Origin of the sequence: Alloscardovia omnicolens DSM 21503 (genome assembly GCF_000420505.1) — a bacterium.
GTDB classification, from domain to species: domain Bacteria; phylum Actinomycetota; class Actinomycetes; order Actinomycetales; family Bifidobacteriaceae; genus Alloscardovia; species Alloscardovia omnicolens.
Genome location: NZ_ATVB01000002.1, coordinates 74,962 through 98,949, shown reverse-complemented (window position 1 = coordinate 98,949; position 23,988 = coordinate 74,962). Strand labels below are relative to the sequence as shown.

Genomic DNA, 23,988 nt, shown 5'->3' with positions numbered 1-23,988 from the left:
TCAGCCTGCGTCTGTTGTCTTTTCCCGCTCGAATCCGAACGGACAATCGATATCACAACTCAACGTCTACAACTTTCATGCTTGCAATATAGCGTTAACATTCATAAGAAGTCAGTCATCATACACATCTCAAGTTGCGATACCTAAAGATAAAAATAGTTTCGGTATATACGCGCGGCATACTCCATACGCACACGCAGGAAAACCGCTATAATCAAGTATTTTCAGCAGTATCGCTGTTTTATTACTGAACGAAAATACCTAAAAAATCAGCTGAACTAAGCGCGAATTTTTCGCAATTCGCCAAAATGTCCAGTAAAGGTGCATTTTCAAGAAAAGTACTCTATAATAGACGGAGTTATAAACAACTTAAATTAACGCGAGGGCTGATGGCTGAAGGATCTTCTCACGGTAGGCGACGATTTTCTGATAAGTGGGGCAAGCACGAACTTGACGTATTAGCAGTTTTATCTTCTGCATTCCCGCAATGGCTAACTTCCCGTCAAATAGCGCAACGTGTGAAAGCGTATGCTGATTCGTACGGTGAATTAGCTGATCAAGCAGCGAAGGCAGCTTTTGCCAAGCAATTCCAACGTGACCGCGCAAAGCTGACCGCAATGGGCATTGCTATCGAATCTCGTCAACCTGAATATTCCTCCAAGTCAGAGGGACAGGATTTTGCATCCTACCGTCTGCAGTTGGGTGACGAACCTCGAACTCGCATGCACTTTGAAGCTGAAGAGCTACCTATTTTAGCTGCAGCAAATTATTTGGCACGTTCTTTGGCTATGTCTGCAAAGTCGGACGAAAAAAAGGCTGAAGATAAGCGTAATCACAAGGCTTCGCGTACTCAGCCTCATGTTGCGCAAGCTCCGACCCCTGGTTTAGGTTTAGACTCGATAGCTCCTGGTTTAGGCACACAAACTATTCCTGAAAATCTCATGCGCGTTGTAGATTCTCGCCGTTTTACAGCTACCGTTATGGTGGACGGAGAGAATATTAACGTTGCGTATACAGATTCTGATGATTTGGCTTCGTACGTCTTAGAACATCCTGGTGCAACTATCGTCAGCCCTCAGGAAGCAGTTGATGCTTTCGTTCGTCGTTTGAATGCGGCAGTAGCGTTTGAAGAGGTAACCGTTCCTGCTGAGTCTGAGAACTTGATTGCTGTCAGCGAGTTGCGCAAGAAGCTTGAAGAACAGAACGAGGATGAGGATGGCGATTCTAAGTCGGAACGTAAGGGGTCTTCCTTCCAAACAGGTTCGGAAGTAGACCGCCGTTTGCGTCTTATGTTGTTCTTATCTGCTCATTTAGGCGAAGAATATTTGCTCAGCGAGTTGGCCGAACGTTTTATTGCTGTTCCGCATACTCCAGAAGAGGAGAAGAAGAACGTTCAGATTATCCGCAAAGATATTGGCACTTTAACTACCGTTTCGGATGATGGTGAGTTAGCAGGAAGTCAGTTCTTTGATATTGACTGGTCTTTGCTGGAGTCAGAAGGTATTGTTGCCGCTACTAATTCCTTAGGATTAGAACGTTTGGCAGGCGTTTCTGCTCAGTATATGAGCTTGCTGACAGCATCGGTTAGCTATTTAGCTCATTCACCGCTGATGTCGGAAAGCTACCGTAAGAGTGCTGAGGTTTTGTTTGAGCGTTTGCAAGAAGAAAACGATAACGCTGCACAGAACTCTACTGCTTGGTTGAGTTTGACCGACTATGAACTTGAACCAGCTAGCTATCAGGTAGTACATGATGCAATTGAGCGTGGAAAACTGCTCGATATGGATTACACTGATGGAGCCGGACGCACACGCCATAAGCTTGTTGCACCTGCACAGATTTACGTTGATGAGGGCGTGTATTACGCAGCTGTATGGACTGGCGTAAGCGACGAGGATCGTAAAGAACCAAGCACTCGTTCATATGATGCTGATTCACCACGCCACACACCAATTCGTAACGAAGCTTCCGCTCAATGGCAAACATTACGTTTAGCCCGTATTGGTCGCGTGGAAAGCGTGGAGCCAAGCCATGACATTGATATTCCTGATGTTCCATTAGCAGAACTGAGGGAGTGGAGTTTCGAAAATGGTACTCCAGCAGTCTTTGTGACCGCGCAGAAGAATTTGCCATTTATTTTGAATCTTCCAGACGCTAAGGTTGAGGATTTCGGTGAAGGACAGAAAGTGCACCTGACTGTTTCCTCCGACTCATGGTTTGTTGCTTTCTGCATTGCCCACGCACGCCACATTACTGCGGTGGGTCCTGCAACCTTGCAGTCCATGTGCATTGCTCGTGCGGAGCATGAGCTTAGCATGAATACGCAAGCTGAGTGAGTTGGTAGGATTTGTGTTGATTGGGTTGCTTAGTGAGTTGTAGCGTCTGTTCAATGGCTGACTTGCGGTAGTGGCTTTCCAGTTGCTACTTATACTGTCTGTCTGGTTGAGAATTATTTGCGCTTTAGTGAAGAATAAGGAGAATTAATATGGTTCCGTTCTGGGTATGGATTCTACTGTGGATTTTCCTTTTCGCTAACTTTGCGTATGGAGTGTATTACGTTGTACGCCACGGGTTGGATGCACTTGCGAAAGTTGGTAGCACTGCCGACGAAGTGGGGCAGATTATGGGGCGCATGAGTCCACAGGAGCGCGATGCTGCTCTGGACAACTCTGTGCCATTCTTCACTAGGCCGCTGACTGATGCGGCGGATAGGTATGCCAGGACGCGCGAAGCAGTAGAGAAGAAGCATATAGCACGTTCATTACGTCATGAAAAAGCTTTTAACCGCTGGACGAGCTACTCTCAGAAAGATCTCGAACAGATGAGCGAGCAGTTGGAGCAAGCAGCGCAGATTAGCGATGAACGTGCTCGACTTAATACTAATCTAGACTAATACAGATTAAGGGTCTATGTCCGAAGAACAACTAAGTCCTGCACAGCGTTATGCTGCTTTCCAGGCATCCCAAAAACAGCGTAAAAGCCTAACAGGGCTTTTTTCTCAGTCTTTAAGTTTCGATATCGATGATTTTCAACGTGATGCATGCCAAGCACTCGAAAATAATCAGAATGTTTTAGTAGCAGCGCCTACAGGAGCGGGCAAAACTGTTGTAGCAGACTTCGCTATTTTCTTGGCGCAGCAACGTAATGTGAAGGCATTCTATACGACGCCAATTAAAGCTTTAAGTAATCAGAAGTTCCATGAGCTGGCTGCCGCATATGGTGAAGATAGGGTAGGGCTGCTCACCGGCGATGTCTCTATTAATTCCGAAGCAGATATTGTCGTTATGACTACTGAAGTGTTGCGCAATATGCTCTATGAAAAATCAAGCACACTCAACGCTTTAGGATACGTGGTTCTTGATGAAATTCATTACCTTGCTGACCGTATGCGCGGCCAAGTATGGGAAGAAGTTATTATTCATTTACCAGATACTGTTAAAATTATTGGCTTATCTGCAACAGTGTCGAATATTGAGGATTTTACTGCGTGGATTCGCTCTGTGCGAGGAGATACTGCGCTGATTATGTCAGAAACACGACCTGTTCCGCTGTTACAGCATGTTCTGCTTCAAGACTCTGCACGTAAAGAACCGCAGGTTTTTGACCTGTATCAAAGCCCTCAATCCACTAAAATTAACCGTTCGCTTGTTCAAGCTTTAGCGAATTTAGATGATCAAGCACGTCGTGAAGCAGCAAGTCGAAACCGTAAATCTTTCGGACTGGACAATCATGGCAGAAAACGTTCGCGCGCTCTTCCGGCACCTATACGCCATTACACGCCGAAAAGGTGGGCGGTTGTAGACGAACTTGACTTTCTTGGTATGCTACCGGGAATTTATTTTATTTTCTCTCGAACAGGCTGTGATAAAGCTGTTCAGCAGTGCTTGCAAGCAGGTTTAGAGCTGACAACGCCGCAAGAAGTTCATCGTATCCGCTCGATTGTTAACGAGATGATTGATGGTCAACTGAGCGCTGATGAGAAGAAAGCTCTGCATTTCCATCACTTCTTAGCAGCTCTAGAGTTGGGATTTGCGGCACATCACGCGGGCATGATTACACTTTTCCGTCATATCGTTGAAGCTCTTTTTGAGCAAGGTCTTATTAAAGTTGTTTTCGCTACAGAAACTTTGGCTTTAGGTATTAATATGCCAGCACGTAGCGTTATTGTAGAAAAACTCGTGAAATTTAATGGGGTAGGACATGTGAATCTGACTCCTGGCGAGTTCACGCAGCTCACTGGACGTGCAGGTCGTCGTGGTATTGATACTATTGGGCATGCTGTAGTCGTAGATCACCAAGATTTTGTGCCGGCAGCTGCAGCTAATTTAGCTTCGAAGCGTGTATATCCTTTACACTCAAGTTTTACGCCTACTTTTAACATGGCTGTAAACCTTTTGCATACGCATACTTTAGAACAGTCACGAGCTACTTTAGATCATTCTTTCGCTCAATGGGAAGCAAATGCTTCTGCAGACAGTTTGGTCGCCACCTTAGAAGAAACACGCAGCATCGTAGGCTCGTATAGTGAAGCAATGCACTGCGATATGGGCGATTTCGAAGACTTTATGCGTATTCGTATGAAGATTTCCGATATCGAAAAGCATGACCGTCGTATTCTTAAATCTACGGTTTTCCGCTCTGAATCGCAGCGCAAAAAGGCTTTTGCCCAGTTAGATAAGAAACTTGCTGTTCTGAAAAATAAGGAAAAAACCCATTCGTGCAAAAATTGTCCTGATTTTTCTGATCATGTGCGTTGGGGTCATCGCTGGGCTCGTCAAACACGAGAATTGGAGCATTTAGAAAACCGAGTAGCTTCTCGTACGCAATCCGTATCTCGTCATTTTGACCGTATTTGTTCAGTACTAACTCACTTGGATTATCTTCGCGAAGGTTCTAGGGGAGAGCTAGAACTCACACAACGCGGAGATTTACTGCGTCACGTGTATAGCGAAAATGATTTATTACTCGCTCAGTGCATTGACGAGGGAATTTTTAACAATCTCGATGCCCAAGAATGTGCTGCACTGATGGCAGCTTTTGTCTATGAATCTCGATATGGATCAACTCGTGAACCTTCACATTATCCAGGTGGAGCGAGGGGAGTGCTAGCTACTACAGTTAACCGCATTAAAGTCATAGATAAGGAATTGCAGTTCATGTGTGAATCCTTTGATTTGGATACGAACGCAGATATTGATTTTGGTCTTGTAGAAGTCATGTTTGATTGGGTTAGTGAGAAGCCTCTTACTGATGTCTTACGCAACGCACCAGATTTAACAGCAGGAGATTTCGTGCGTAGCTGTAATCGTACATGTGATGTACTCACACAGTTAGCTCATATCGGCACCATTCTCGGCAACGATGATCTCTCGCGAGTAGCTAATGAAGCTTATGATGTGATTAATCACGGTATCGTAGCATTAAATCCGATTTAACAGCTACGGGAATAATACTTCAGTCTGCTGTGTTTTGTACGGTAGATAGGGAATAACTAAGGAGAAAATGTATGGCAGAGCGCAGCCTTCGTGGTATGAGCATTGGTGCAAAATCTCTCGAATCTGACGATAACGTCGAGTTCGCAGACCGCACCGATGTGAGTTATGTATGTCCACACGGACATAAAACAATTTTGCCTTTATCTTCTGAAGCAGAACCACCATTAGAGTGGGAATGCCGTTGCGGTCAAACCGCAAAGCTGGAAAATGCAGAAGACGAAGAGCCAAATGAAATTACCAAGCCAACACGAACTCACTGGGATATGTTACTAGAAAGGCGTACACCAGAAGAGCTCAAGACTTTACTTGAAAAGCGTTTACAAATGAAGCGTGAAGGATGGTTCCCAGATTATGAGTAATCGACGCATTGTTTTACTTGACCTTGACGGCACAACAGTTGAATCCCATCCAGGTATTTTGGCATCTGTGCGCTTGACTTTCGAGCATTTCAATAAGCCGCTACCTACAGATGACGAGTTAAATACTTTTATTGGCCCGCCATTGCTTGATTCCTTTAGCACACACGGCTTTGAAGACAATGCTCAGGAAGCTGTTGATTTCTTCCGTGAGTCTTATACCAAGCCATATTTCGACGACCCTCAAAGCCCTGGACAGCTTATTCCTGGACTGTATTTGAGCCGCATGTATTTCGGATACTTAGGTCAGCTCCAAAAATTGCGCGAGATGGGCTATATGCTCGTGGTATGTACAGCAAAACCTCAGCGTGAAGCAATTTTGCTGTGTGAACATATTGGTTTGGAATATCTCGTAACAGGAATATTTGGAGCTACAGGCGGCTCAGATACCAGCCGTTTACACAAGAATGAAATTATCCGCTACGTATTCGAGAAAATCCATTACAGCGAAGATGACGGCGACCATGCAGTTATGGTTGGAGATCGTTGGACAGATATTGATGGCGCTCACGAAAACGGTATTCCAGCTATCGGCGCTGGATGGGGTTATGCGGCTGAAGGTGAGTTCGAAGAACATAACTGTGATGTTGTTGCTCCAACAGTAGATGGTCTTGTTGAGGCTGTAGAAAAAGCTTTCAATAATAATTAAGATTATCCCGATAATGTACGTTATGTCAGATTTGATATGACGTGATTACTGAATACGTTTAGATATACAAGACCGCTAATCCTCCTCTCAAGAGTTTCAGCGGTCTTGTTTATAAAAATTACTTAAATAACTTGTGCTTGATGTAATGCACGCTGCTGTAATTCCAACTTGCGACACATACGACGCTGCGCTAACTCATCAATAGTTTGTACTGAATTATTGCGTACCCGTGGCGCAGCATTCTCTGGCTGAGACGATTCTTCATTGCGTAACGCTTCAGTAATTTCGGTATACAAAACACCCACGGAAATGCCAAATACAGCATGACCCGCACGCAATAATTCAAGCATTTCAGCTTCGCTTGTGCATTCAAAAATATGCATACCATCAGACACAATAATGGCTGTTTCAAGCTTATCCATGCTGCTGGTATTCAAATAGCTCAAAGCTGTGGTCACATTATTGAGGTTCACACCCGTATCGAGCAATTTCTTCGCTACAGCTAAAATAATAATATCTTTAAAAGAATATAGCCTACGTGAACCAGAGCCTGTCGATGGGGTAATGCTTGGTTCCACAATATGTTTACGTGCCCAATAATCGAGCTGGCGATAGGTGATACCGGCAACTTTAGAGGCTACTACTCCCCTGTACCCCACCTCTTCACGATTATCATCAAGAGTAAAAAGTGTACCCTGAATGGCATTATGATTACTCAAATCCTGACGTTCAGATAACCGCACATGCAAACTTAACTGTGGACGTTCTGTTTCTTCCATAACCCCAACTTTCACATTTTTTCTAGTACATATTGTAGAGCGAGAAATGTGTTGATTGTGTTGACTTACTGCACAACAGCTGGAGACTTTGTGAAGAAAGCAAAGCGGAAACGCCCGATAATAATCTCATCTCCGCTGTTCAGGCGTGCAGAATCAACGCGTTCACGGTTCACATAAGTACCGTTTAAGCTTCCTGCATCTTCAACAGTAAAAACACTTCCTGAGCGCTTAAAAATCGTATGCTCACGCGATACAGTGTTATCGTCGAGCACAATATCGCTGGCCGCATCACGTCCTGCAGTAATAACGTCTGCATCCAAAAGATAACGTGCTCCATCGGCTCCGCGTGTTGCAATCAGTAGAGCGGATGTATCAGAAAGCTGAGCAATCGTGTTCATATCTTCCTGCGTTAATGGGCGCTCCCCTGTAGCTGTAACAGGAACTGTTATAGCTGGTAAACCAATACTTGTTGTCTCTCCGGCTGTCGGAATTGAAATAACCATAACTCTTATTCTACTGTTTGGGCGTACTTATATTCAAAACTGTTAGCCAGCGCAGTAATATTTACCTCGTTAGCTTGCTTGACCACAACTCTCGCTCCGTAATTCACGCGCAGTGACGAACCTATTCCACCATTAATATCCACAGCATTTTGGAGGTTCGAAGGGTCTCCTATTGCTTTAATCGTGTACGGCGCACTCAGATATTGGCCGTCACTCATTAATCCTGATTCGGTATCAACAATATATGTGGAGGTGACCACACGAACATTGCCAATTTGAATAACCTCTGCTCCGGCATTGCGTAGTTCTTCAATCAACGTATATAAAGCTGCGGCAGAAATTTTTTTCTTAGTTCCCTGCGTTACTGTAATAGTGATACCTTCACCTCGAGCTGCTACACGTCCACTCAAAATATCGTTGGCATCTTTATTTTCCTGCACAACGCGTTCAATTTCTTTTTGTTTATCTGCTGCTGATTGAATGGACTGCAACTGCTGACTGAGCTGAGAACGTTGACTTTCAAGTCTCGAGATTTGATTATCTGTTTCACTTAAAAGAGTAACAAGTTCTGACTCGCTCAGTGATGTATACGACGTATCGGTAATGCGTTGCTGAACCATAAATGCAAAACCTACCGATGCCCCCAAACACAGCAAAATAAGGGAACTAATAGCCCCTCGCGCATGACGATTCGTACGGATAGCATGAGCAAACTCGCTCCATGAGGAAATTACACGGGTATTGCTTCCTCGAGGTGAACGTTTTTCAACTGCGGGAAAAACGCCTGTCTGAATTTCGTCTGCTTCAGGCTTTGAGTCGTGCTGAGTATCTCCTACCATATCTACCCTGCCTAGGATCTAAAGATAAAGCGTCGAATAGCCGACACGTTCGAGAAGATACGAATACCAAGAACCACAATAACTGCAGTAGTTAACTGCGAGCTTACTCCTAGCAACGTTCCAATATAAACCAACAGCACTGCAGTACCAACGTTAGAAATAAAGGAAATAACAAAAACTCGGTCAGAAAAATTACGTTCAAAGAAAGAGCGTGCAGCTCCAAGTAATGCGTCTAAAGCAGCTACGACCATAATTGGCAAATATGGTTGAAGCCATACAGGAACATCTGTTCGAACAAAAATGCCAGCAACAACGCCAACAATAATACCCAATACCGCTGCCATAGTTACTCCTTTCGTGCTCGTTCAATACTCACAGCATTTGCCGCAGGAAGGCCGAGAACTTTGCTGTGAGTAACTGTCATAGAAACTCCAATCGGGGTGAACAGTACAGAAGCTATACGTGAGGAATCCACAGCATTCTGCATAATCTGTGCATTACCAATAGCGCGAATTACGTAAGGGCTTTGCACTGCCGTAATACCCACCAGTATAGTGCCTCCAGCTGAACGTACAGCAGTTTGAGGTCCTATACGCACATCATTAATACTGATAGCTTCAGCACCTGCTTGCCAGAGCAAAGATAAAATATATTGCAATTGCGCATCGCTTACTAATGCGTTTGACTGACCATCTGTAACACGTCCTTTGGTCGCTGAATCATCCGTGCTCGGATTAGTCAGCGTCATCGTTATACCTGAACCTCGCACTGCTGACTGTGCGGTAAGAATATAGGAATCACGTATTTTACTGATAGTATTGGCTTCGTTTTTCGTTTGTCGCGTAAGATTGAGCAGTTCTTTTTGCTGTTTTTTAACAGTATTTTCGAGGTCCTGTGCATTTTTTGTAGTAGCAACAAGTTGCGCTGCTAATTGTGCACGCACTTTTTCTCGAGATTGACCCTGTAAGATCCGTACTGCTTGAGAGCTGCCAAAACCTACAACCACGCACAGAATAAAAGAAATAATATGCGTAATAATGCGCTGTGTACGCGATATTGTATGCGCTGTTAAAGTAGCGTCCTCAAAAAGAGGATCGAGCGGATGGCGCATTAAGTCCTCTAATAATTGAGAGGACTTGGGAGTTCTGCGCGACTGCGAACGCGCTGACTGTGAGTTTCGTGATGAGCGCGTTTCGATGCGTCTTTTACTGAGTTTTCCGGCATCACTGGAAAAAGTAACACGTGAACGCTGCTGCGCTTCTTCGCTTAACTGCGGCGGAATAACACTAGGAACGGGTGAAGGCTTATTCTCCATCACGTTTCTCCTCGTGAGCCTGGCGAATAAGCCTCATCCCCTGCTTAATATAAATAACACCAGCAACCCAGTAAAGTGCTACTCCCCAGATCGCAAGAGCTACTCCAAAATTCTCTAATGCGTTAAAAATCCAAGATTGCCCCATACCTGAGATCATTAGAACAGGAATATCCGTCATAATCATTGCTGTGGCTGTTTTTCCCACAAAATGCACAGGAAGCGGACCGTAATCATACTGTGCCAGAACAATAATCTGCACACCCAAAATAAAATCGCGTAATCCCACCACAATAATGAACCACCATGGCAGGAAACCTGCAAATCCCAAAGCTAAGATAGAGCTGACAATAAGAAGACGGTCGGCAATCGGGTCAAGAATCTGACCGAGCTTCGTAATCTGATTTAATCGTCGTGCTAAAAATCCGTCTATGCCATCGGTTAAAGCGGATATAGCCAAAACGATTAAGCCGATAAAAAGATGACCTTGAGTAATCTGAATCGCAATCAACGGAATAGTCAAAAGACGAATGAGGCTCACAAAATTTGGCCATGTAATAATCCTATTACTTGGCTTTAATAGTAAAGTCTCATCTGCCATTGTATCCGTATCGTGTGTTTTCTCTGCAGCCAATCCGATCCTCTACATGCGTGAAGCTTGAATTCCTGTAATAATAATAGCGCGAGCACCTACTTCATAGAGCTGATCCATCAGTATATTCACTTCGGAACGTGGAACCATAGCGCGCACAGCTACCCACTGTGAATCATGCAGAGGAGACACTGTAGGCGATTCAAATCCAGGCGTAATCGCTACTGCTGTCCCCACTTTCGATACAGGAATATCGTAATCCATGAGCACGTAATTATGTGCAGTTAAAACGCCCTTGAGGCGGCGCTGGAAAACAACAAGTTCAGGATTATTTTCAGCAATGCGTGGAGAGCGCACCACAATGGCTTCCGACGTCACTATTGGATCACCAAAAATACGCAAACCTGCATTGCGTAAAGTAGTTCCCGTAGACACAACATCGGCAATTGCATCTGCCACACCAAGCTGAACTGAGGATTCTACTGCCCCATCAAGATGGACAATACGTGCCTTCAAGCCGAGGTTTTCCATATAATCGGCAACAACTTTGTCGAAGGAGGTGGCAATGCGTTTACCATCCAAATCCTCGACAGTCATAATATTGCTCTCATTTGGAGCTGCAAAACGGAAAGTTGAGTCTCCAAAGCCCAAAGGCATCTGCTCAATCGCATCTGTTTCGGAATTCAGCAGCATATCGCGACCAGTAATACCTAAATCAATAATGCCGCTTCCAACATAAACTGCGATGTCGAGAGGACGCAAGTAAAAAAGTTGAATACCGTTATTAGGGTCTTCTACTACCAGTTGGCGTGCATTGGTACGCAGACGGTAGCCTGCTTCTTTAAGCAAATCCCACGCTGGTTCAGACAGCATACCCTTATTCGGCACAGCAATTTTTAACATGCGTCTTCCCTATCTTTTGTTCACAATTTAGAGGTACTTGTAGAGATCCTCTAAAGAAATACCTTTTTTAATCATCATGACTTGCACGTGATAAATGAGCTGACTCATTTCTTCAGCAGTGCGTGCAGCACCTTCATATTCGGCTGCTGTCCAGGTCTCGCCTGCTTCTTCCAAGATTTTCTTGCCAATAAAATGAGTGCCTTTATTCAGCTCGTCCACGGTTAAAGAGCCTTCAGTGCCTTCAGCCGCTTTTGCGCTTAATTCAGTAAAGAGTTCTTCAAATGTTTTCATGCGCGGAATGCTTCCTCTGCTTTTTGACGGATCGCTGCAATAGCTTCAGCCGGATTATCTGCACCGTAGACTGCCGAACCTGCAACCAGTACGTCTGCACCTGCTTCTGCTACGATAGCTGCTGTAGATGGGCTTACACCACCATCTACCTGAATCTTGGTGCTTAAACCGCGGCGTGTAATTTCGTCTCGTAAACGGCGAACCTTATTCATCTGATTGTCTAAGAATTTCTGACCGCCGAAACCAGGTTCCACCGTCATAATCAAAATCATGTCGAATTCTTCGAGAATATCGAAAATTGGCTCTACCGGTTCTGCTGGACGAACTGCGAAGCATGCCTTAGCTCCCATATCATGAAGCTGTCGAGCCAAACGTACAGGAGCATGAGCGGCACCCATATGGAAGGTTACAGAATCTGCGCCAGCCTTAGCAAATTCTGGTGCCCAACGATCAGGATCTTCAATCATCAAATGAGCATCTACAGGAATAGGGCTTACTTCACAAATACGCTTAACGATTGGCTCACCCAAAGTCAAGTTAGGAACAAAATGGTGATCCATAACATCGACGTGAACTAAATCAGCGGTAGCGATTGCGTTAAGTTCGCTCTCGAGGTTGACGAAATCAGCAGATAAAATACTTGGTGCAATTTGAATAGTCATAGTTCCTCATTTTATGGTGAAAGACAGACGGAGATGTCTTTTAGTTTTGCGTTTTCTCAGATTCTGAAGATTCTTCGGATTCTTGGGATTCGCTGCTATGTTTTGCATTTTTATGATTGCTAGCAACCAAAGCCTTAGCTTGTTCATACAAAGATTTCTCGGCTTCAGCATGAATCTTTTTCTGATCGAGATCTTCAGCTTGCTTTTGCTTGAGTTCACGCTTTTCTTCCAGAGATTCCTCGTCAAGCTGAGCGCGCAACTGGCGGCTCGTTAAATCTCCAGAAGCTACTTTATTTTCTAACTCAGTAACGTGAGCTAGGCGAGTCTGAAGATTGCTCGTTTGAGGATTACGCTTTTGAATCACAACAAATGCGATAACGCCAGTAATGAAAGTCAATAAAGCAACCCACACGTTCAGTCGTAATCCGAGGAATTCATGGGAGCGATCAATGCGAAGCATTTCAATCCACGTGCGTCCTGCTGTGTACCACATAACGTACAGAGCAAACTGAGTGCCAGCTTTAAAGCGTGCAGTAATCTTAGATCCAAGCCATAAGAGCAAGCCGGCACCTAAGAAATTCCATAACATCTCATACAAGAAGGTTGGATGGTAAAGATTGTCGTACAGGCTCGGGCAAGACGTGCCATCATAGCAAGCTTGAGTTGAACCTATAGCCGATGCGTGGGAATTGAGCTTCAACCCCCATGGTAGCGTGGTTGGTGCACCGTATAGTTCTTGATTGAACCAGTTTCCTAAACGTCCTATACCCTGGGCAATCAGCAGACCTGGGGCGACTGCATCCATTAATAATGCCATAGAGTATTTCTTGTAACGGCACCATGCCCATACAGCAAGAGATCCGAGCACAACTGCTCCCCAAATGCCTAGACCGCCATTCCAAATGCGCAGAATATCGCCTAGATTGCCATTTTTACCAAAATACAGTTCAGGGGTAGTAAAAACATGATATAAACGTGCGCCAATAATTCCCGATGGAACAGTTATGAGGGTAACGTCAATAACCTGGTCGAAAGATCCTCCCAACTTTTTCCAACGCACAGTGGTCAGCCACACTGCTACGCATAGACCAATGAGAATAGCCAAAGCATAGAAGCGAATGGTCACCGGACCAATATTAAAACTGGATATTGATGGTGAAGGAATGAATGCTAAGTTCATGAAAGTGTCCTCACAATACTGTGTTCTTCTAATGTCGAGACTACTCAGCTGTACCTACATAAGCTTCTAACTGGCCACCAGTGTCGAAACACGAGTATTCTCCTGTGTGACAAGCAGCTCCTACTTGGTCTACTTGAATGAGAAGAGCATCACCATCACAGTCAATCTCGACCTTTTTCACGTACTGCGCATGACCAGAGGTATCGCCCTTACGCCAGTATTCCTGCCGTGAGCGAGACCAGAACGTAACTCTGCCTTGCGTCAAGGTACGATGTAATGCCTCGTCATTCATATACCCCACCATCAGCACACGACCAGAATCATACTGCTGAATAACTGCAGCAACTAAGCCTTTGTCATCGTGTTTGAGGCGCTGTGCGATTTCTTCTACACTTAACGTCATAACCGTACCTCATGTCCGTTATTGCGCAATTCCTCTTTTACTTGTGCAATAGTTAACTGTCCGAAGTGGAAAACAGATGCCGCGAGCACAGCATCTGCTCCTGCTTCAATAGCTGGAGGGAAATCTTCTACTCGTCCTGCGCCACCGCTGGCAATGATCGGTACCGACACCACAGACCGAACATCGCGAATCATTTCAATATCGAAGCCATCTTGAGTGCCATCTGCGTCCATAGAATTGAGCAGAATTTCGCCGGCTCCTAATTCAGCCGCTTTTTGTGCCCACTCTACGGCATCAATACCTGTTCGATGTTTTCCTCCCATTGTGGTTACTTCATACCCAGATTGTGTGTGCCTAGAGCCGTCAGGGTTATTTTCACGACGAGCATCAATAGACAGAACTAAAACCTGAGCGCCAAAACGATCTGCTACCTGACTAATTAAATCAGGATCATTAATAGCAGCAGTATTCACTCCTACTTTATCGGCTCCGCAACGCAAAAGCTTATCTACATCTTCTACTGTGCGCACACCACCGCCAACAGTCAACGGTATAAACAGTTCTTCAGCTGTACGGCGTACCATATCGTACGTTGTTTCGCGTCCTTTACTTGACGCAGTAACGTCGAGAAAGGTCAGTTCATCAGCACCCTGTCGATAATATTCACGTGCTAATTCAACAGGGTCTCCGGCATCGCGCAGGTTCTGAAAATTCACGCCCTTAACCACGCGACCTGCATCCACGTCTAAGCACGGAATAACGCGCACTGCAATAGACATACTTCTCCTTGAGCTATTCAAGCACGTTTAAGAACGGCTTACTAAATTATTCGCTAATTCTTTAGCTGCTAACTGACCGCAGGCTCCATCAATATCGCTTCCTCGAGTATCGCGTAAAGTAGCAGAAATACCCGCGCTGCGAAGAATTTCTATGAAGCGTTGCTCATCTTCTGGCTTAGAAGCTGTCCACTTGGATCCTTCAATAGGATTAAGAGGGATAGGATTAACATGCACCCAATCGTCACCATAATGATTCAAACGCTTAGCTAATAGCTTGGCATGTTCAGCTTGATCGTTAATACCGCGCATTAACGCATACTCAATACTGACGCGACGTTTTGAGCTCAGATAGTAATCATGCGCTGCATCCAAAACCTGGGTAGTATTAAAACGCTTATTCATAGGTACGAGTTCGTTGCGTAATTCATCGCTTGGCGCGTGTAAAGAAACAGCTAAGCGTACAGGAATATGCTCATTAATAAGCTTACGTATACCCGGAACAACGCCCACGGTAGACAGCGTTATATTACGTGCAGAAATACCTAAACCTTCAGGAGGTAAAGCACTAATTTGACGAATAGCCGTCATCATTGCCTTATAGTTACCTAAAGCTTCGCCCATGCCCATAAAAACAATATTGCTTAAACGTGTTGAACCGCCTGGCAACCGGCCGTGCGCACATTGGTATGCAGCAATGCGCACTTGCTCCACGATTTCTCCAGCGGACATATTGCGCGTCAGCCCCAATCGCCCCGTCGCGCAAAATGGACAATCCATACCACACCCCACTTGGCTGGAAATACACAGCGTAGTGCGCGTCGGATACTTCATCAACACCGATTCAATGCGCGAATCGTCGAAAAGACGCCACAAAGTTTTAATCGTCTCGCCATTATCGGCTTCTTGTTCAGCCACCGGTTCAATCAGTGTAGGGAAAAATGCTTCTTTCGCAACGTCAGCAAAGCGAGCAGGGAAATCAGAATAATTATGAACGTCTGTATCTCCATGCGCAAAATAATGCTGGGCCAACTGTTTCACGCGAAAAGCGGGCATGCCTAATTGAGCCGCTACCTCTTTGCGCTGTTCATCAGTCATATCCACTAAATGTAAGGGAGCCTTACCACGTCGGGAATGATTTTTTGCTAAAACATCACGAAAAGCACCCTGAGTGCCGCCCTCAGTAATACCACTTCCTAAATCGTGTTCGCGCTGAATTGCCATACTATCCTTCACACGTCCTACAAGCCAAAAGCCATTACTAGCATACAAATAACTGGTGCGCACATCAAAATCGAGTCTGCACGATCTAAAACGCCACCGTGTCCAGCCAAGATATGTCCCATATCTTTCAGTCCCATATCTCGCTTGAGCATGGAAGCACATAAATCACCAAAAAGACCTACAATTGCAACGCACACACCCAAAATAACCAATGCAGGAAGATGCATCACAAAATCAGATCTGGAATAGGTAAAGAAACCTATAGCTAAGGATCCAACGACGGCAAACAGAATAGAACCAAGCAAGCCTTCTACGCTCTTCTTAGGCGAAATTCGAGGAGATAACTTATGCGTGCCAAAAGCTGCGCCGAAAATAAGCCCACCAATATCGCCCAGTGAAGGCAAGAAAATAATCATAAATTCAAAAGCTACAGGATGGTCTCTTGTCAGCGGCAAAACAATAAAGCTGGCAAGAACCGTAACATAGAAAACGGCAAGCAAAGACGCTCCTACATGCGTCATAGTTTTCGGTTCACGCGCAGATACTTGCGAATGAGGGTGCACTCGTTTTTTAGCCACCGCTTTGTCTACTCCCTGATGATTGCTACGCACAATCGTTGAGATAAGAGCCACAACAGCAGCTGTAAGTAAACAACCGATTGCAGCCACAACGGTATGAGAAACCCCGGGAAGATAGAATGTGGCAAGCATAGTGGCTGTGCTCATAATCCACAATGCCACAATAGGAATGCGTATGTCAATGACTGCAAAGTCAACACGCAACTCCCACAGAGCAATAGCAACGAAAACAATAACCAGAGCTAAGAAAATCTGTTTTTCAAAAACCAAACTTCCCACAACCATGGCAACGAGCAGAGCACCTGTTGCCACAGCCTGCACCATATTACGCCCCGTACGTTTATTTATAGCATCAAGCGCGTTTTCTTGTGGTTGATTCGTTGGTGAAGTATGTGTCATCGTGTTCTCCTCGTCAATACTGCTTGCCTCAGTTCATCTGCTTGATTCCAGCATAACTAAGGCAAGTGCACTGAGACCTCCGCATTTTTAGGATAAACGTATAAGTCCTAACGTATGAAATCCTACTGATACTTCTGCAATATATCGCAACAGTAATATTTTCGCTTAACCTACTGAAATTCTATCTTGGTACGAGCTTTGGCATGATGCCCATATTCGTGCCGAGCGCCAGAACAAGCTCACACATGAGAGCTACTGTATAGACTCATACTCGTTTAATCGCAACTCACCCCTACGCACCTGAGACGAGAGCCTTACCACACAAGTTAGATTCAGCATCAACTTACTCATTCAAGCTCAATATCGCTTCGTAGCACAAGTCCGCGTCATTCGTTTCATCTGGGTAGTCCTGAGCAATACTATTCATCGTAATTTAACCCAAAAAATCCAGCAATTCGTACCTGAAACAGACGATGCTCGTCATCTTTTAGTCTTTTCTAGTCTTCCAAGTACGAATTGCCATTTAAGCATGAACTTATATAAGCCAAGCATGCATCCGCCAGATAGAATGCATCCGACAGATAGAATCTCTTAGACGGACAGAATTTCTTTTTCCTTGCTTGCTAACATGGTATCGATTTCATCAGTAATCTTCTTTGTAGCGTCTTCCAAATCCTTAAGCAAACGCTTACCTTCGTCTTCTCCGAAATCGCCATCTTTAATAGCAGCGTCAATATTTTCTTTTGTCTTACGACGAATATTGCGCACAGCAATCTTGCCGTCTTCTGCCTTCGTACGAGCAATCTTTACGTATTCCTTGCGACGCTCTTCAGTCAGCTCTGGCATGGTTACGTGAATAACATTGCCGTCACGACGAGGGTTAACTCCCAAATCAGAATCGCGAATAGCCTTCTCCACAACATTAGCTTGGGAAGCGTCGAATGGGGTTACAGCCAAAGTACGTGCATCTGGAACACCGATGGTAGCCAGAGCTTTCAACGGTGTTGGAGCACCATAATAATCAACCATAATTGGGTTCAAAAATGCTGGGTTTGCACGACCAGTACGAATACCAGCAAAATTCTCTTGAGTAGATTCAACGGTCTTTTTCATCTGTTCACGAGCTTGATCAACGATTGTTGCCATCTTATCCTCTTTCTTTGAGTATATAGAATTCTTGATTTCTCAGAATACCTGTATTCTTTATTCTTCGTTCGATACTATCGTACCGATATTTTCACCAGTTAATGCAGCAGTGACGTTTCCTGGTGTTTCCAAACCAAATACGCGAATATGCATATTGTTATCGCGAGCCATAGATAATGCAGAAGCATCCATAACAGCTAAGTTATCAACTAAAGCTCGATTAAAACTCACATGACGAAGCAAAGTTGCTGATGGGTCTTTACGAGGATCAGCAGTATACACACCATCTACCCCATTCTTTCCCATAAGAACTTCTTCGCAACCAATTTCAAGAGCGCGCTGAATAGAAACAGTATCTGTGGAGAAGTATGGCATACCCGCACCTGAACCGAAAATAACCACACGTCCCTTTTCCATATGACGAATAGCTTTGAGCGGAATGTAAGGCTCTGCTACCTGCCCCATAGTAATAGCAGTTTGCACCCGTGTTGGCTGTCCCTCCTGCTCGAGGAAGTCTTGCAAAGCCAAGCAGTTCATAACTGTTCCAAGCATACCCATGTAGTCAGCACGGCTACGTTCCAAACCCGCTTGACTGAGTTCCGCACCACGGAAGAAATTACCGCCGCCAACAACAATTCCTACTTGCACACCTTTATTTACTGCAGTGTGGATTTCCTGAGCAATACGGCTAATAATCTGTGTGTCAATTCCCACAGAACCTCCGCCAAAAGCTTCACCGGAAAGCTTCAGTAAAACGCGACGCTGTGCACTCACTATGACGTTCCTTTCGTCAGCATACAAAATTGTTTTAAGTCTACCTTTTCGCCCCTACAAGGGTGCTGCGTGCACTATAGAGAAAAAGCTACGAAAGCGCTCGTGTATAGAGGGGGGGGTCAGGGCTCGTGTGATTGGTAGGTCTTACCGACGTGTGTCTTGATATGGCGGTACTGACACAGCTGGTTACACTAACTGTTTTCCGCGCGTGCTATGGAGGCGAAGATGAGCGCGTTTTCTGTTGCAACTTACACAGCAAGCGTTAGCTGTACATGGTAAAGCTTTTACCAGCACTGGTTTAGAGGCTCTGATAGCTGTAACGAATAAAGCTATTGATAGCTATGTACGATACAGCACTCGGATAAAATACACTCGATCAATTCGTTGCGAGCTTACATATGACCTGCCACGTTAGGCATTTTATGATCAACACGTGCGGGTATCAACAACTTAAACCCCGAGACTCAGCATAAAAAACAAAAAAGAGGGCAGACACCCGAAAGTGTCTGCCCTCAAAGTGCTTCATGTTGAGTGTTGAGTAAAGTTTTAACGCTTACTCAGCGTCTTCGCCCTTGCCAACTTCCACACGAGCGAATGCTACAGCGGAACCGCCAACCTGCTTGAACAGGTCGCCAATAGTCTTGGATGGGTCCTTTACGTAAGCCTGCTCGAGCAGAACAACTTCCTTATAGAAAGCGTTCATACGGCCTTCTACAATCTTTGGAACGATTGCTTCTGGCTTGCCTTCTGCCAAGGACTTCTCGGTAGCTACGCGCTTCTCGGATTCCACAACATCTGCTGGAACATCTTCGCGAGTGAGCCACTGTGGAGCCATTGCAGAAATCTGCAAAGCTACTTCGTGAGCAACTTCTGCACCAGCTTCATCGGTTGCCACCATAGCAACGATGGATGGTGGAAGTTCCACAGACTTGCGGTGAGCATAAACTTCCACGTGTGGACCGCTCACGGATGCAACCTGGCCGAGCTTTACGTGCTCGTGGAAGAGTGCACCTGCTTCGTCAATGGTGTCCTTCACAGTGCCAGCATCGGTGGATGCTGCCAAAACTGCTTCTTCATTGCGAGCATCTGCTGCCTGAGCAGCTGCTACAACGGTATCACCGAGCTCTACGAAAGCATCAGTCTTTGCTACGAAGTCAGTCTCAGAGTTAAGCTCAACTGCGTAACCAGTCTGACCTTCCGCTGTGTTAGCTACGGAAGAAGCAATAAGACCTTCCTGAGCCTTACGACCTTCACGTGCACCAGCAGCCTTAATACCGCTTGCACGGATGATTTCCTTTGCGCGTGCAATGTCGCCTTCAGCTTCAGTCAAAGCCTTCTTAACGTCCATCATGCCTGCGCCTGTAGCGTCACGCACTTCCTTAATAAGAGCAGCAGTAATCTGTGCCATTTTTATCTCCTCAAAACCTGAAAAGTTTGTTTATTACTCAGCCTGAGCTGCCTCAGCTTCTGGTGCAGCCTGAGCTGGGGCAGCTTCGTTAGCTGCGTCAGACTTCAAGAGTTCAGTTTCCCACTCAGCAAGTGGCTGCTGTGCAGCTGCTGCATTAGCACCCTTGCCACCACGAGCAATAAGACCTTCTGCTACTGCATCTGCCATCAAAGCTGTGAGAAGTTCGATAGCGCGGATTGCGTCATCGTTTGCTGGGATTGGGTAATCCACAGAGTCTGGATCGGTGTTGGTATCTACAAGAGCTACTACAGGAATGCCGAGCTTGTGAGCTTCTTCAACTGCAAGAGCTTCCTTGTTGATGTCTACAACGAACATTGCGGAAGGAGTGCGATCCATGTTACGGATACCGCCAAGCTGCTTAACGAGCTTGTCCTTTTCGCGCTCAAGAAGAAGGAGTTCCTTCTTGGTCAAACCGCTGGAACGTACGTCATCGAAGTCCATCTCTTCGAGTTCCTTCATACGTACAACACGCTTAGACACGGTCTGGAAGTTGGTGAGCATACCGCCCAACCAACGCTCAGACACGTATGGCATGTTCACGCGAGCAGCCTCAGCAGATACTGCCTGTGCAGCCTGCTTCTTGGTACCTACGAACAGAACGGTGCCGTTGTGTGCTACGGTCTGCTTGATGAAGTCATAAGCCTGATCGATCAAATCGAGAGACTTGAACAAGTTGATGATGTGAATGCCGTTGCGCTCAGCCAAGATGAACTGCTTCATCTTAGGGTTCCAACGACGAGTCTGATGACCAAAATGAACGCCAGCCTTGAGCATCTGGCTCATGGTAATTTCTGCCATGATATACCTTTCTGTCGGTTCTTGCCTGGCTATGCAGATTCGCATACAGCTGTATAAACAGCCGACCGACACGAATCGTCGCACACATAGCGCGTTTTCACATATCTATAGACAATAAAAGTTTTTTACGAGTATTTGTGCGAATATACCCCTAAAATGGCGATATGCAAGCTTTATAGTACTAGAACCTGCATACTAAGTTCGCGCGACACGCCTGAAAAGTTATCGCTTCAGACAGCGCTACCTCTCGCCTATTAAGCGTGATGAGCACGCATGTAGCGCAAAGCCTCTCGCCTTTCTTCTTTTTCTAAACGATCTAGATACACGTGACCGTCAAGATGATCGCATTCATGTTGAAGCATACGCCCCATAAGCCCTGAGCCTTCTAGAACGATTTTTTCTCCTTCGAGATTAATGCCTTCTACCTTGGCATAATCGCTTCTGCGGGTTTTATACCATAGTCCAGGCACAGACAGGCAACCTTCATCACCGTATTGCTCGCCAGATTTTTCTACCAGCACAGGGTTTAAGATGTAGCCCACTTTACCTTCAATATTGTATGAGAAGGCACGCAAACTCACTCCAATTTGGTTAGCCGATAAGCCTGCACGTCCTGGATCATCGACGGTATCGAGCAAATCCTGCACGAGGTTGCGTACTGCTGGCGTAATATTGGTAATTTCATCGCATGGCGTGCGCAATACTGGATCAGGAACAACGCGAATATCGCGAATGGCCATAAATTATTTCTCCTCGTTCTCAGTTTCTGCGTCATCGTGTGTAGCCGTTGAGCGCAAACGTTCGCTAAGCTGTTCAGAGAACTCAGCTACGTTATCTTTAACATTTTCCATAGCCTTGTTATACATCGGTTCAATCATGTCGCGTGCAGCTTTAACTGTTGGCTGTACCTGCTTGTTGAACTGTTCTGCTGCTGCCATGATTTTAGCTGTTGCTGCATCTGTCATAGCTGATGGCTTTGGAGCATACAGAATTTCGTCAATAACCTGACCATATTGTTTAATAACACGTGGACGGACGATTTTCAAGCTTGGAGTCAATGTTCCAGCTTCTTGGCTGAATTCTGATGGCAATACTACGAATTTACGTACGGATTCAGCTCGAGACACATTAGCATTTGCATGGTCAATATATTCTTGAATAAATGCGCGCACTGCCTCGTTCTTTGCAGCTTCCAAAGGAGTCATATTTGCATCTAATCCATGACCTTCTAGCCACTGACGCAACATGTCTGGTTCCAAAGTAATTAAGGCTGCAATAAACGGTTTATTATCTCCTACTACCACAACATGAGACACAATTGGGCAGGTGGCAATAATATCTTCTAACGGTGCAGGAGATACATTCTTACCACCAGCAGTAATAATCAAATCTTTCTTGCGACCGGTAATATACACATAGCCGTCATCATCGATGCTGGCTAAATCACCTGTGCGCAACCACTCACCATTCATTACGTCAGCAGTTTGTTCAGGAGCGTTAATATATCCCAAGAAAACACTTGGCCCCTTAATTTCCAGTTCATCTTCATCTGTTAAACGAGCAGAGAAACCAGGACCTACTCGGCCAACGGAGCCGACGTGATTCTTTGCCTCAAAGTTCACCATGCATGGAGCAGAGGTTTCTGTTAAACCATAGCCTTGAATAAAGGTTAGATCGTCAATGCCGTTGAAGAAGTGAGCTAAATCAACATTCATTGGAGCTCCACCACAAGCCATAAAGCGCATTCCATTGCCCATTGCCGAGTGGATAGAAGAACCTACCACACTCATAAAGAACTTATGATGCAACTTTTGGCGCCACGTATGAGCTTTGCCTTCTTGCTCATCTTTACTCCACTGCACAAAATGCTTATATGCAGCTAAGAACACATGACCTTTCAAGCCATTTCCGGCCTTCTGAGATGCTGCGTTATATACCTTTTCGTATACGCGAGGAACAGCCAACATATATGTTGGACGGAAGCCGCGCAAATCTGCCAGCAAATGCTTTGTATCCGATAAGTAGCCAACAACACCGTGAGCACCAATCGCAGTGTACTGAATATAGCGAGCAAAGGCATGAGCCAAAGGCAGGAATAAGAGCAGTCGTGTTGGGTCTGCCATAAGCATTGTTGGCAATACAGCCCAACCACTTTTAACAGTGTGCACAAAATTACGGTGTGAAATAAGAGCACCCTTTGGCTTACCTGTAGATCCAGAAGTAAAGATAATGGTGAGCGGGTCATCTGCATGAATGTGTGCGATAGCCTCATCTAAGGTCTCATCGCTCACCTTTTTACCCCAGTCCGTCACAGCTTGTAAACCGTTGGACTGCATATTGAAACTATAACGCACAGAATTATCAGGTGACTGACGCATCGCTTCAAGCGTTAACGAACGTTCATCTCCACCAGCAAACGCAACTTGTGGAGAGGTTTCCGAAACGATTTGAGCAACCTGCTTTGGTGAATCCGTATCGTACACAGGCACAGAAATAGCGCCGATAGATGCACATGCAAAATCTACTACTCCCCACTCATAACATGTTGGAGAGTAAATCAGAACGGAATCTCCCTTGCTAATGCCCATTGCAAGCAAGCCTTTAGCAACTTTGCGTACATCGTCTAGCATCTGGCTTGCAGTAATATCTACCCATTGACGACGTGGACCGCGCAAAGCCTGAGCAACGACGCTATCTGGTTCACTGGCAGCTCGATCGGTGAGAAGTTTGAAAATAGTATCATCATCAGTGGTTGTATACACTGGTTCTGTGGTATATTCGCGTAACATACTTCCCCAGTA

General features: G+C 45.3%; 25 protein-coding genes. 5 read left to right on the top strand and 20 right to left on the bottom strand.

Going from position 1 to position 23,988, the window contains the following annotated elements; genetic code table 11:
- Positions 1-389 precede the first annotated feature (389 nt).
- The 5 genes from G464_RS0101495 to G464_RS0101475 all read left to right on the top strand — a co-directional run bounded on the left by G464_RS0101495 (position 390) and on the right by G464_RS0101475 (position 6,560).
- Positions 390-2,336: a helix-turn-helix transcriptional regulator gene (locus G464_RS0101495; protein ID WP_022856457.1), complete on the top strand. Its 1,947-nt coding sequence runs from the start codon at positions 390-392 to the stop codon at positions 2,334-2,336.
- 149 nt (positions 2,337-2,485) lie between these two features.
- A complete protein-coding gene (locus G464_RS08465) occupies positions 2,486-2,893 on the top strand; it encodes a hypothetical protein (protein ID WP_022856456.1) in 408 nt (135 codons plus the stop codon).
- A 16-nt stretch (positions 2,894-2,909) separates the two neighbouring features.
- Positions 2,910-5,435: a DEAD/DEAH box helicase gene (locus G464_RS0101485; protein ID WP_022856455.1), complete on the top strand. Its 2,526-nt coding sequence runs from the start codon at positions 2,910-2,912 to the stop codon at positions 5,433-5,435.
- A 71-nt stretch (positions 5,436-5,506) separates the two neighbouring features.
- Positions 5,507-5,854, top strand: a complete 348-nt coding sequence (locus G464_RS0101480; protein WP_021618402.1) for an RNA polymerase-binding protein RbpA — start codon at positions 5,507-5,509, stop codon at positions 5,852-5,854.
- On the top strand, positions 5,847-6,560 hold the full coding sequence (locus G464_RS0101475) for an HAD hydrolase-like protein (RefSeq protein ID WP_022856454.1): 714 nt from the start codon (positions 5,847-5,849) through the stop codon (positions 6,558-6,560). The genes G464_RS0101480 and G464_RS0101475 overlap by 8 nt, the downstream gene beginning before the upstream one ends.
- Before the next feature lie 122 nt (positions 6,561-6,682).
- On the opposite strand, the gene G464_RS0101470 is transcribed toward G464_RS0101475, so the two are convergent.
- The 20 genes from G464_RS0101470 to G464_RS08450 all read right to left on the bottom strand — a co-directional run bounded on the left by G464_RS0101470 (position 6,683) and on the right by G464_RS08450 (position 23,976).
- On the bottom strand, positions 6,683-7,339 hold the full coding sequence (locus tag G464_RS0101470) for a MerR family transcriptional regulator (RefSeq protein ID WP_021618404.1): 657 nt from the start codon (positions 7,337-7,339) through the stop codon (positions 6,683-6,685).
- A gap of 65 nt (positions 7,340-7,404) precedes the next feature.
- Complete coding sequence (locus tag G464_RS0101465; protein WP_021618405.1) at positions 7,405-7,842, bottom strand: FHA domain-containing protein; 438 nt, start codon at positions 7,840-7,842, stop codon at positions 7,405-7,407.
- Between the two features lie 5 nt (positions 7,843-7,847).
- Positions 7,848-8,681, bottom strand: coding sequence for a DUF881 domain-containing protein (locus tag G464_RS0101460; protein ID WP_022856453.1), 834 nt, complete (start codon positions 8,679-8,681; stop codon positions 7,848-7,850).
- 11 nt (positions 8,682-8,692) lie between these two features.
- Complete coding sequence (locus tag G464_RS0101455) at positions 8,693-9,025, bottom strand: small basic family protein (protein WP_021618407.1); 333 nt, start codon at positions 9,023-9,025, stop codon at positions 8,693-8,695.
- A 2-nt stretch (positions 9,026-9,027) separates the two neighbouring features.
- Positions 9,028-9,996: a DUF881 domain-containing protein gene (locus tag G464_RS08460; RefSeq protein WP_022856452.1), complete on the bottom strand. Its 969-nt coding sequence runs from the start codon at positions 9,994-9,996 to the stop codon at positions 9,028-9,030.
- Positions 9,986-10,594, bottom strand: coding sequence for a CDP-alcohol phosphatidyltransferase family protein (locus G464_RS0101445; protein WP_026472519.1), 609 nt, complete (start codon positions 10,592-10,594; stop codon positions 9,986-9,988). The genes G464_RS08460 and G464_RS0101445 overlap by 11 nt, the downstream gene beginning before the upstream one ends.
- A 42-nt stretch (positions 10,595-10,636) precedes the next feature.
- Positions 10,637-11,488 carry an ATP phosphoribosyltransferase gene (hisG, locus tag G464_RS0101440; protein WP_022856450.1) on the bottom strand — a complete coding sequence of 284 codons (852 nt, stop codon included), beginning with the start codon at positions 11,486-11,488 and terminating at the stop codon, positions 10,637-10,639.
- Positions 11,489-11,515: 27 nt separating this feature from the next.
- Positions 11,516-11,779 (bottom strand): phosphoribosyl-ATP diphosphatase, encoded by a 264-nt coding sequence (locus tag G464_RS0101435; RefSeq protein WP_021618411.1) that lies wholly within the window; start codon positions 11,777-11,779, stop codon positions 11,516-11,518.
- Positions 11,776-12,441, bottom strand: coding sequence for a ribulose-phosphate 3-epimerase (gene rpe / locus G464_RS0101430; protein ID WP_021618412.1), 666 nt, complete (start codon positions 12,439-12,441; stop codon positions 11,776-11,778). The genes G464_RS0101435 and rpe overlap by 4 nt, the downstream gene beginning before the upstream one ends.
- A 40-nt stretch (positions 12,442-12,481) precedes the next feature.
- Positions 12,482-13,621 (bottom strand): prolipoprotein diacylglyceryl transferase, encoded by a 1,140-nt coding sequence (gene lgt, locus G464_RS08455; RefSeq protein WP_022856449.1) that lies wholly within the window; start codon positions 13,619-13,621, stop codon positions 12,482-12,484.
- 40 nt (positions 13,622-13,661) lie between these two features.
- A complete protein-coding gene (gene hisI, locus G464_RS0101420; protein ID WP_021618414.1) occupies positions 13,662-14,024 on the bottom strand; it encodes a phosphoribosyl-AMP cyclohydrolase in 363 nt (120 codons plus the stop codon).
- On the bottom strand, positions 14,021-14,803 hold the full coding sequence (gene hisF, locus G464_RS0101415) for an imidazole glycerol phosphate synthase subunit HisF (RefSeq protein WP_021618415.1): 783 nt from the start codon (positions 14,801-14,803) through the stop codon (positions 14,021-14,023). The genes hisI and hisF overlap by 4 nt, the downstream gene beginning before the upstream one ends.
- Before the next feature lie 27 nt (positions 14,804-14,830).
- Positions 14,831-16,024: a dual-specificity RNA methyltransferase RlmN gene (gene rlmN, locus G464_RS0101410; protein ID WP_021618416.1), complete on the bottom strand. Its 1,194-nt coding sequence runs from the start codon at positions 16,022-16,024 to the stop codon at positions 14,831-14,833.
- A 17-nt stretch (positions 16,025-16,041) separates the two neighbouring features.
- Positions 16,042-17,001 (bottom strand): phosphatidate cytidylyltransferase, encoded by a 960-nt coding sequence (locus G464_RS0101405; protein WP_021618417.1) that lies wholly within the window; start codon positions 16,999-17,001, stop codon positions 16,042-16,044.
- 591 nt (positions 17,002-17,592) lie between these two features.
- A complete protein-coding gene (frr, locus tag G464_RS0101400) occupies positions 17,593-18,147 on the bottom strand; it encodes a ribosome recycling factor (RefSeq protein ID WP_021618418.1) in 555 nt (184 codons plus the stop codon).
- A 57-nt stretch (positions 18,148-18,204) separates the two neighbouring features.
- On the bottom strand, positions 18,205-18,921 hold the full coding sequence (gene pyrH, locus G464_RS0101395) for a UMP kinase (protein WP_022856448.1): 717 nt from the start codon (positions 18,919-18,921) through the stop codon (positions 18,205-18,207).
- Between the two features lie 553 nt (positions 18,922-19,474).
- Positions 19,475-20,329 (bottom strand): translation elongation factor Ts, encoded by an 855-nt coding sequence (gene tsf, locus G464_RS0101390; protein ID WP_021618421.1) that lies wholly within the window; start codon positions 20,327-20,329, stop codon positions 19,475-19,477.
- Between the two features lie 33 nt (positions 20,330-20,362).
- Positions 20,363-21,187 carry a 30S ribosomal protein S2 gene (gene rpsB, locus G464_RS0101385; protein WP_022856447.1) on the bottom strand — a complete coding sequence of 275 codons (825 nt, stop codon included), beginning with the start codon at positions 21,185-21,187 and terminating at the stop codon, positions 20,363-20,365.
- Positions 21,188-21,441: 254 nt separating this feature from the next.
- Positions 21,442-21,927: a peptide deformylase gene (gene def / locus G464_RS0101380; protein WP_021618423.1), complete on the bottom strand. Its 486-nt coding sequence runs from the start codon at positions 21,925-21,927 to the stop codon at positions 21,442-21,444.
- A 3-nt stretch (positions 21,928-21,930) separates the two neighbouring features.
- Positions 21,931-23,976, bottom strand: coding sequence for an AMP-dependent synthetase/ligase (locus tag G464_RS08450; RefSeq protein ID WP_022856446.1), 2,046 nt, complete (start codon positions 23,974-23,976; stop codon positions 21,931-21,933).
- Between the last annotated feature and the right edge of the window lie 12 nt (positions 23,977-23,988).

What these genes read in the sequence shown, in the direction of transcription:
- G464_RS08450 (WP_022856446.1), bottom strand. Translation starts at nt 23,976, where the DNA reads ATGTTACGCGAATATACCACAGAACCAGTGTATACAACCACTGATGAT.
- rpe (WP_021618412.1), bottom strand. Translation starts at nt 12,441, where the DNA reads ATGACTATTCAAATTGCACCAAGTATTTTATCTGCTGATTTCGTCAAC.
- tsf (WP_021618421.1), bottom strand. Translation starts at nt 20,329, where the DNA reads ATGGCACAGATTACTGCTGCTCTTATTAAGGAAGTGCGTGACGCTACA.
- G464_RS0101485 (WP_022856455.1), top strand. Translation starts at nt 2,910, where the DNA reads ATGTCCGAAGAACAACTAAGTCCTGCACAGCGTTATGCTGCTTTCCAG.
- rpsB (WP_022856447.1), bottom strand. Translation starts at nt 21,187, where the DNA reads ATGGCAGAAATTACCATGAGCCAGATGCTCAAGGCTGGCGTTCATTTT.
- G464_RS0101495 (WP_022856457.1), top strand. Translation starts at nt 390, where the DNA reads ATGGCTGAAGGATCTTCTCACGGTAGGCGACGATTTTCTGATAAGTGG.
- def (WP_021618423.1), bottom strand. Translation starts at nt 21,927, where the DNA reads ATGGCCATTCGCGATATTCGCGTTGTTCCTGATCCAGTATTGCGCACG.
- G464_RS08460 (WP_022856452.1), bottom strand. Translation starts at nt 9,996, where the DNA reads ATGGAGAATAAGCCTTCACCCGTTCCTAGTGTTATTCCGCCGCAGTTA.
- hisG (WP_022856450.1), bottom strand. Translation starts at nt 11,488, where the DNA reads ATGTTAAAAATTGCTGTGCCGAATAAGGGTATGCTGTCTGAACCAGCG.
- G464_RS0101465 (WP_021618405.1), bottom strand. Translation starts at nt 7,842, where the DNA reads ATGGTTATTTCAATTCCGACAGCCGGAGAGACAACAAGTATTGGTTTA.
- G464_RS0101405 (WP_021618417.1), bottom strand. Translation starts at nt 17,001, where the DNA reads ATGACACATACTTCACCAACGAATCAACCACAAGAAAACGCGCTTGAT.
- rlmN (WP_021618416.1), bottom strand. Translation starts at nt 16,024, where the DNA reads ATGGCAATTCAGCGCGAACACGATTTAGGAAGTGGTATTACTGAGGGC.
- G464_RS0101480 (WP_021618402.1), top strand. Translation starts at nt 5,507, where the DNA reads ATGGCAGAGCGCAGCCTTCGTGGTATGAGCATTGGTGCAAAATCTCTC.
- G464_RS0101460 (WP_022856453.1), bottom strand. Translation starts at nt 8,681, where the DNA reads ATGGTAGGAGATACTCAGCACGACTCAAAGCCTGAAGCAGACGAAATT.
- hisF (WP_021618415.1), bottom strand. Translation starts at nt 14,803, where the DNA reads ATGTCTATTGCAGTGCGCGTTATTCCGTGCTTAGACGTGGATGCAGGT.
- lgt (WP_022856449.1), bottom strand. Translation starts at nt 13,621, where the DNA reads ATGAACTTAGCATTCATTCCTTCACCATCAATATCCAGTTTTAATATT.
- G464_RS0101445 (WP_026472519.1), bottom strand. Translation starts at nt 10,594, where the DNA reads ATGGCAGATGAGACTTTACTATTAAAGCCAAGTAATAGGATTATTACA.
- hisI (WP_021618414.1), bottom strand. Translation starts at nt 14,024, where the DNA reads ATGACGTTAAGTGTAGAAGAAATCGCACAGCGCCTCAAACACGATGAC.
- G464_RS0101475 (WP_022856454.1), top strand. Translation starts at nt 5,847, where the DNA reads ATGAGTAATCGACGCATTGTTTTACTTGACCTTGACGGCACAACAGTT.
- G464_RS08465 (WP_022856456.1), top strand. Translation starts at nt 2,486, where the DNA reads ATGGTTCCGTTCTGGGTATGGATTCTACTGTGGATTTTCCTTTTCGCT.
- G464_RS0101470 (WP_021618404.1), bottom strand. Translation starts at nt 7,339, where the DNA reads ATGGAAGAAACAGAACGTCCACAGTTAAGTTTGCATGTGCGGTTATCT.
- G464_RS0101435 (WP_021618411.1), bottom strand. Translation starts at nt 11,779, where the DNA reads ATGAAAACATTTGAAGAACTCTTTACTGAATTAAGCGCAAAAGCGGCT.
- G464_RS0101455 (WP_021618407.1), bottom strand. Translation starts at nt 9,025, where the DNA reads ATGGCAGCGGTATTGGGTATTATTGTTGGCGTTGTTGCTGGCATTTTT.
- frr (WP_021618418.1), bottom strand. Translation starts at nt 18,147, where the DNA reads ATGGCAACAATCGTTGATCAAGCTCGTGAACAGATGAAAAAGACCGTT.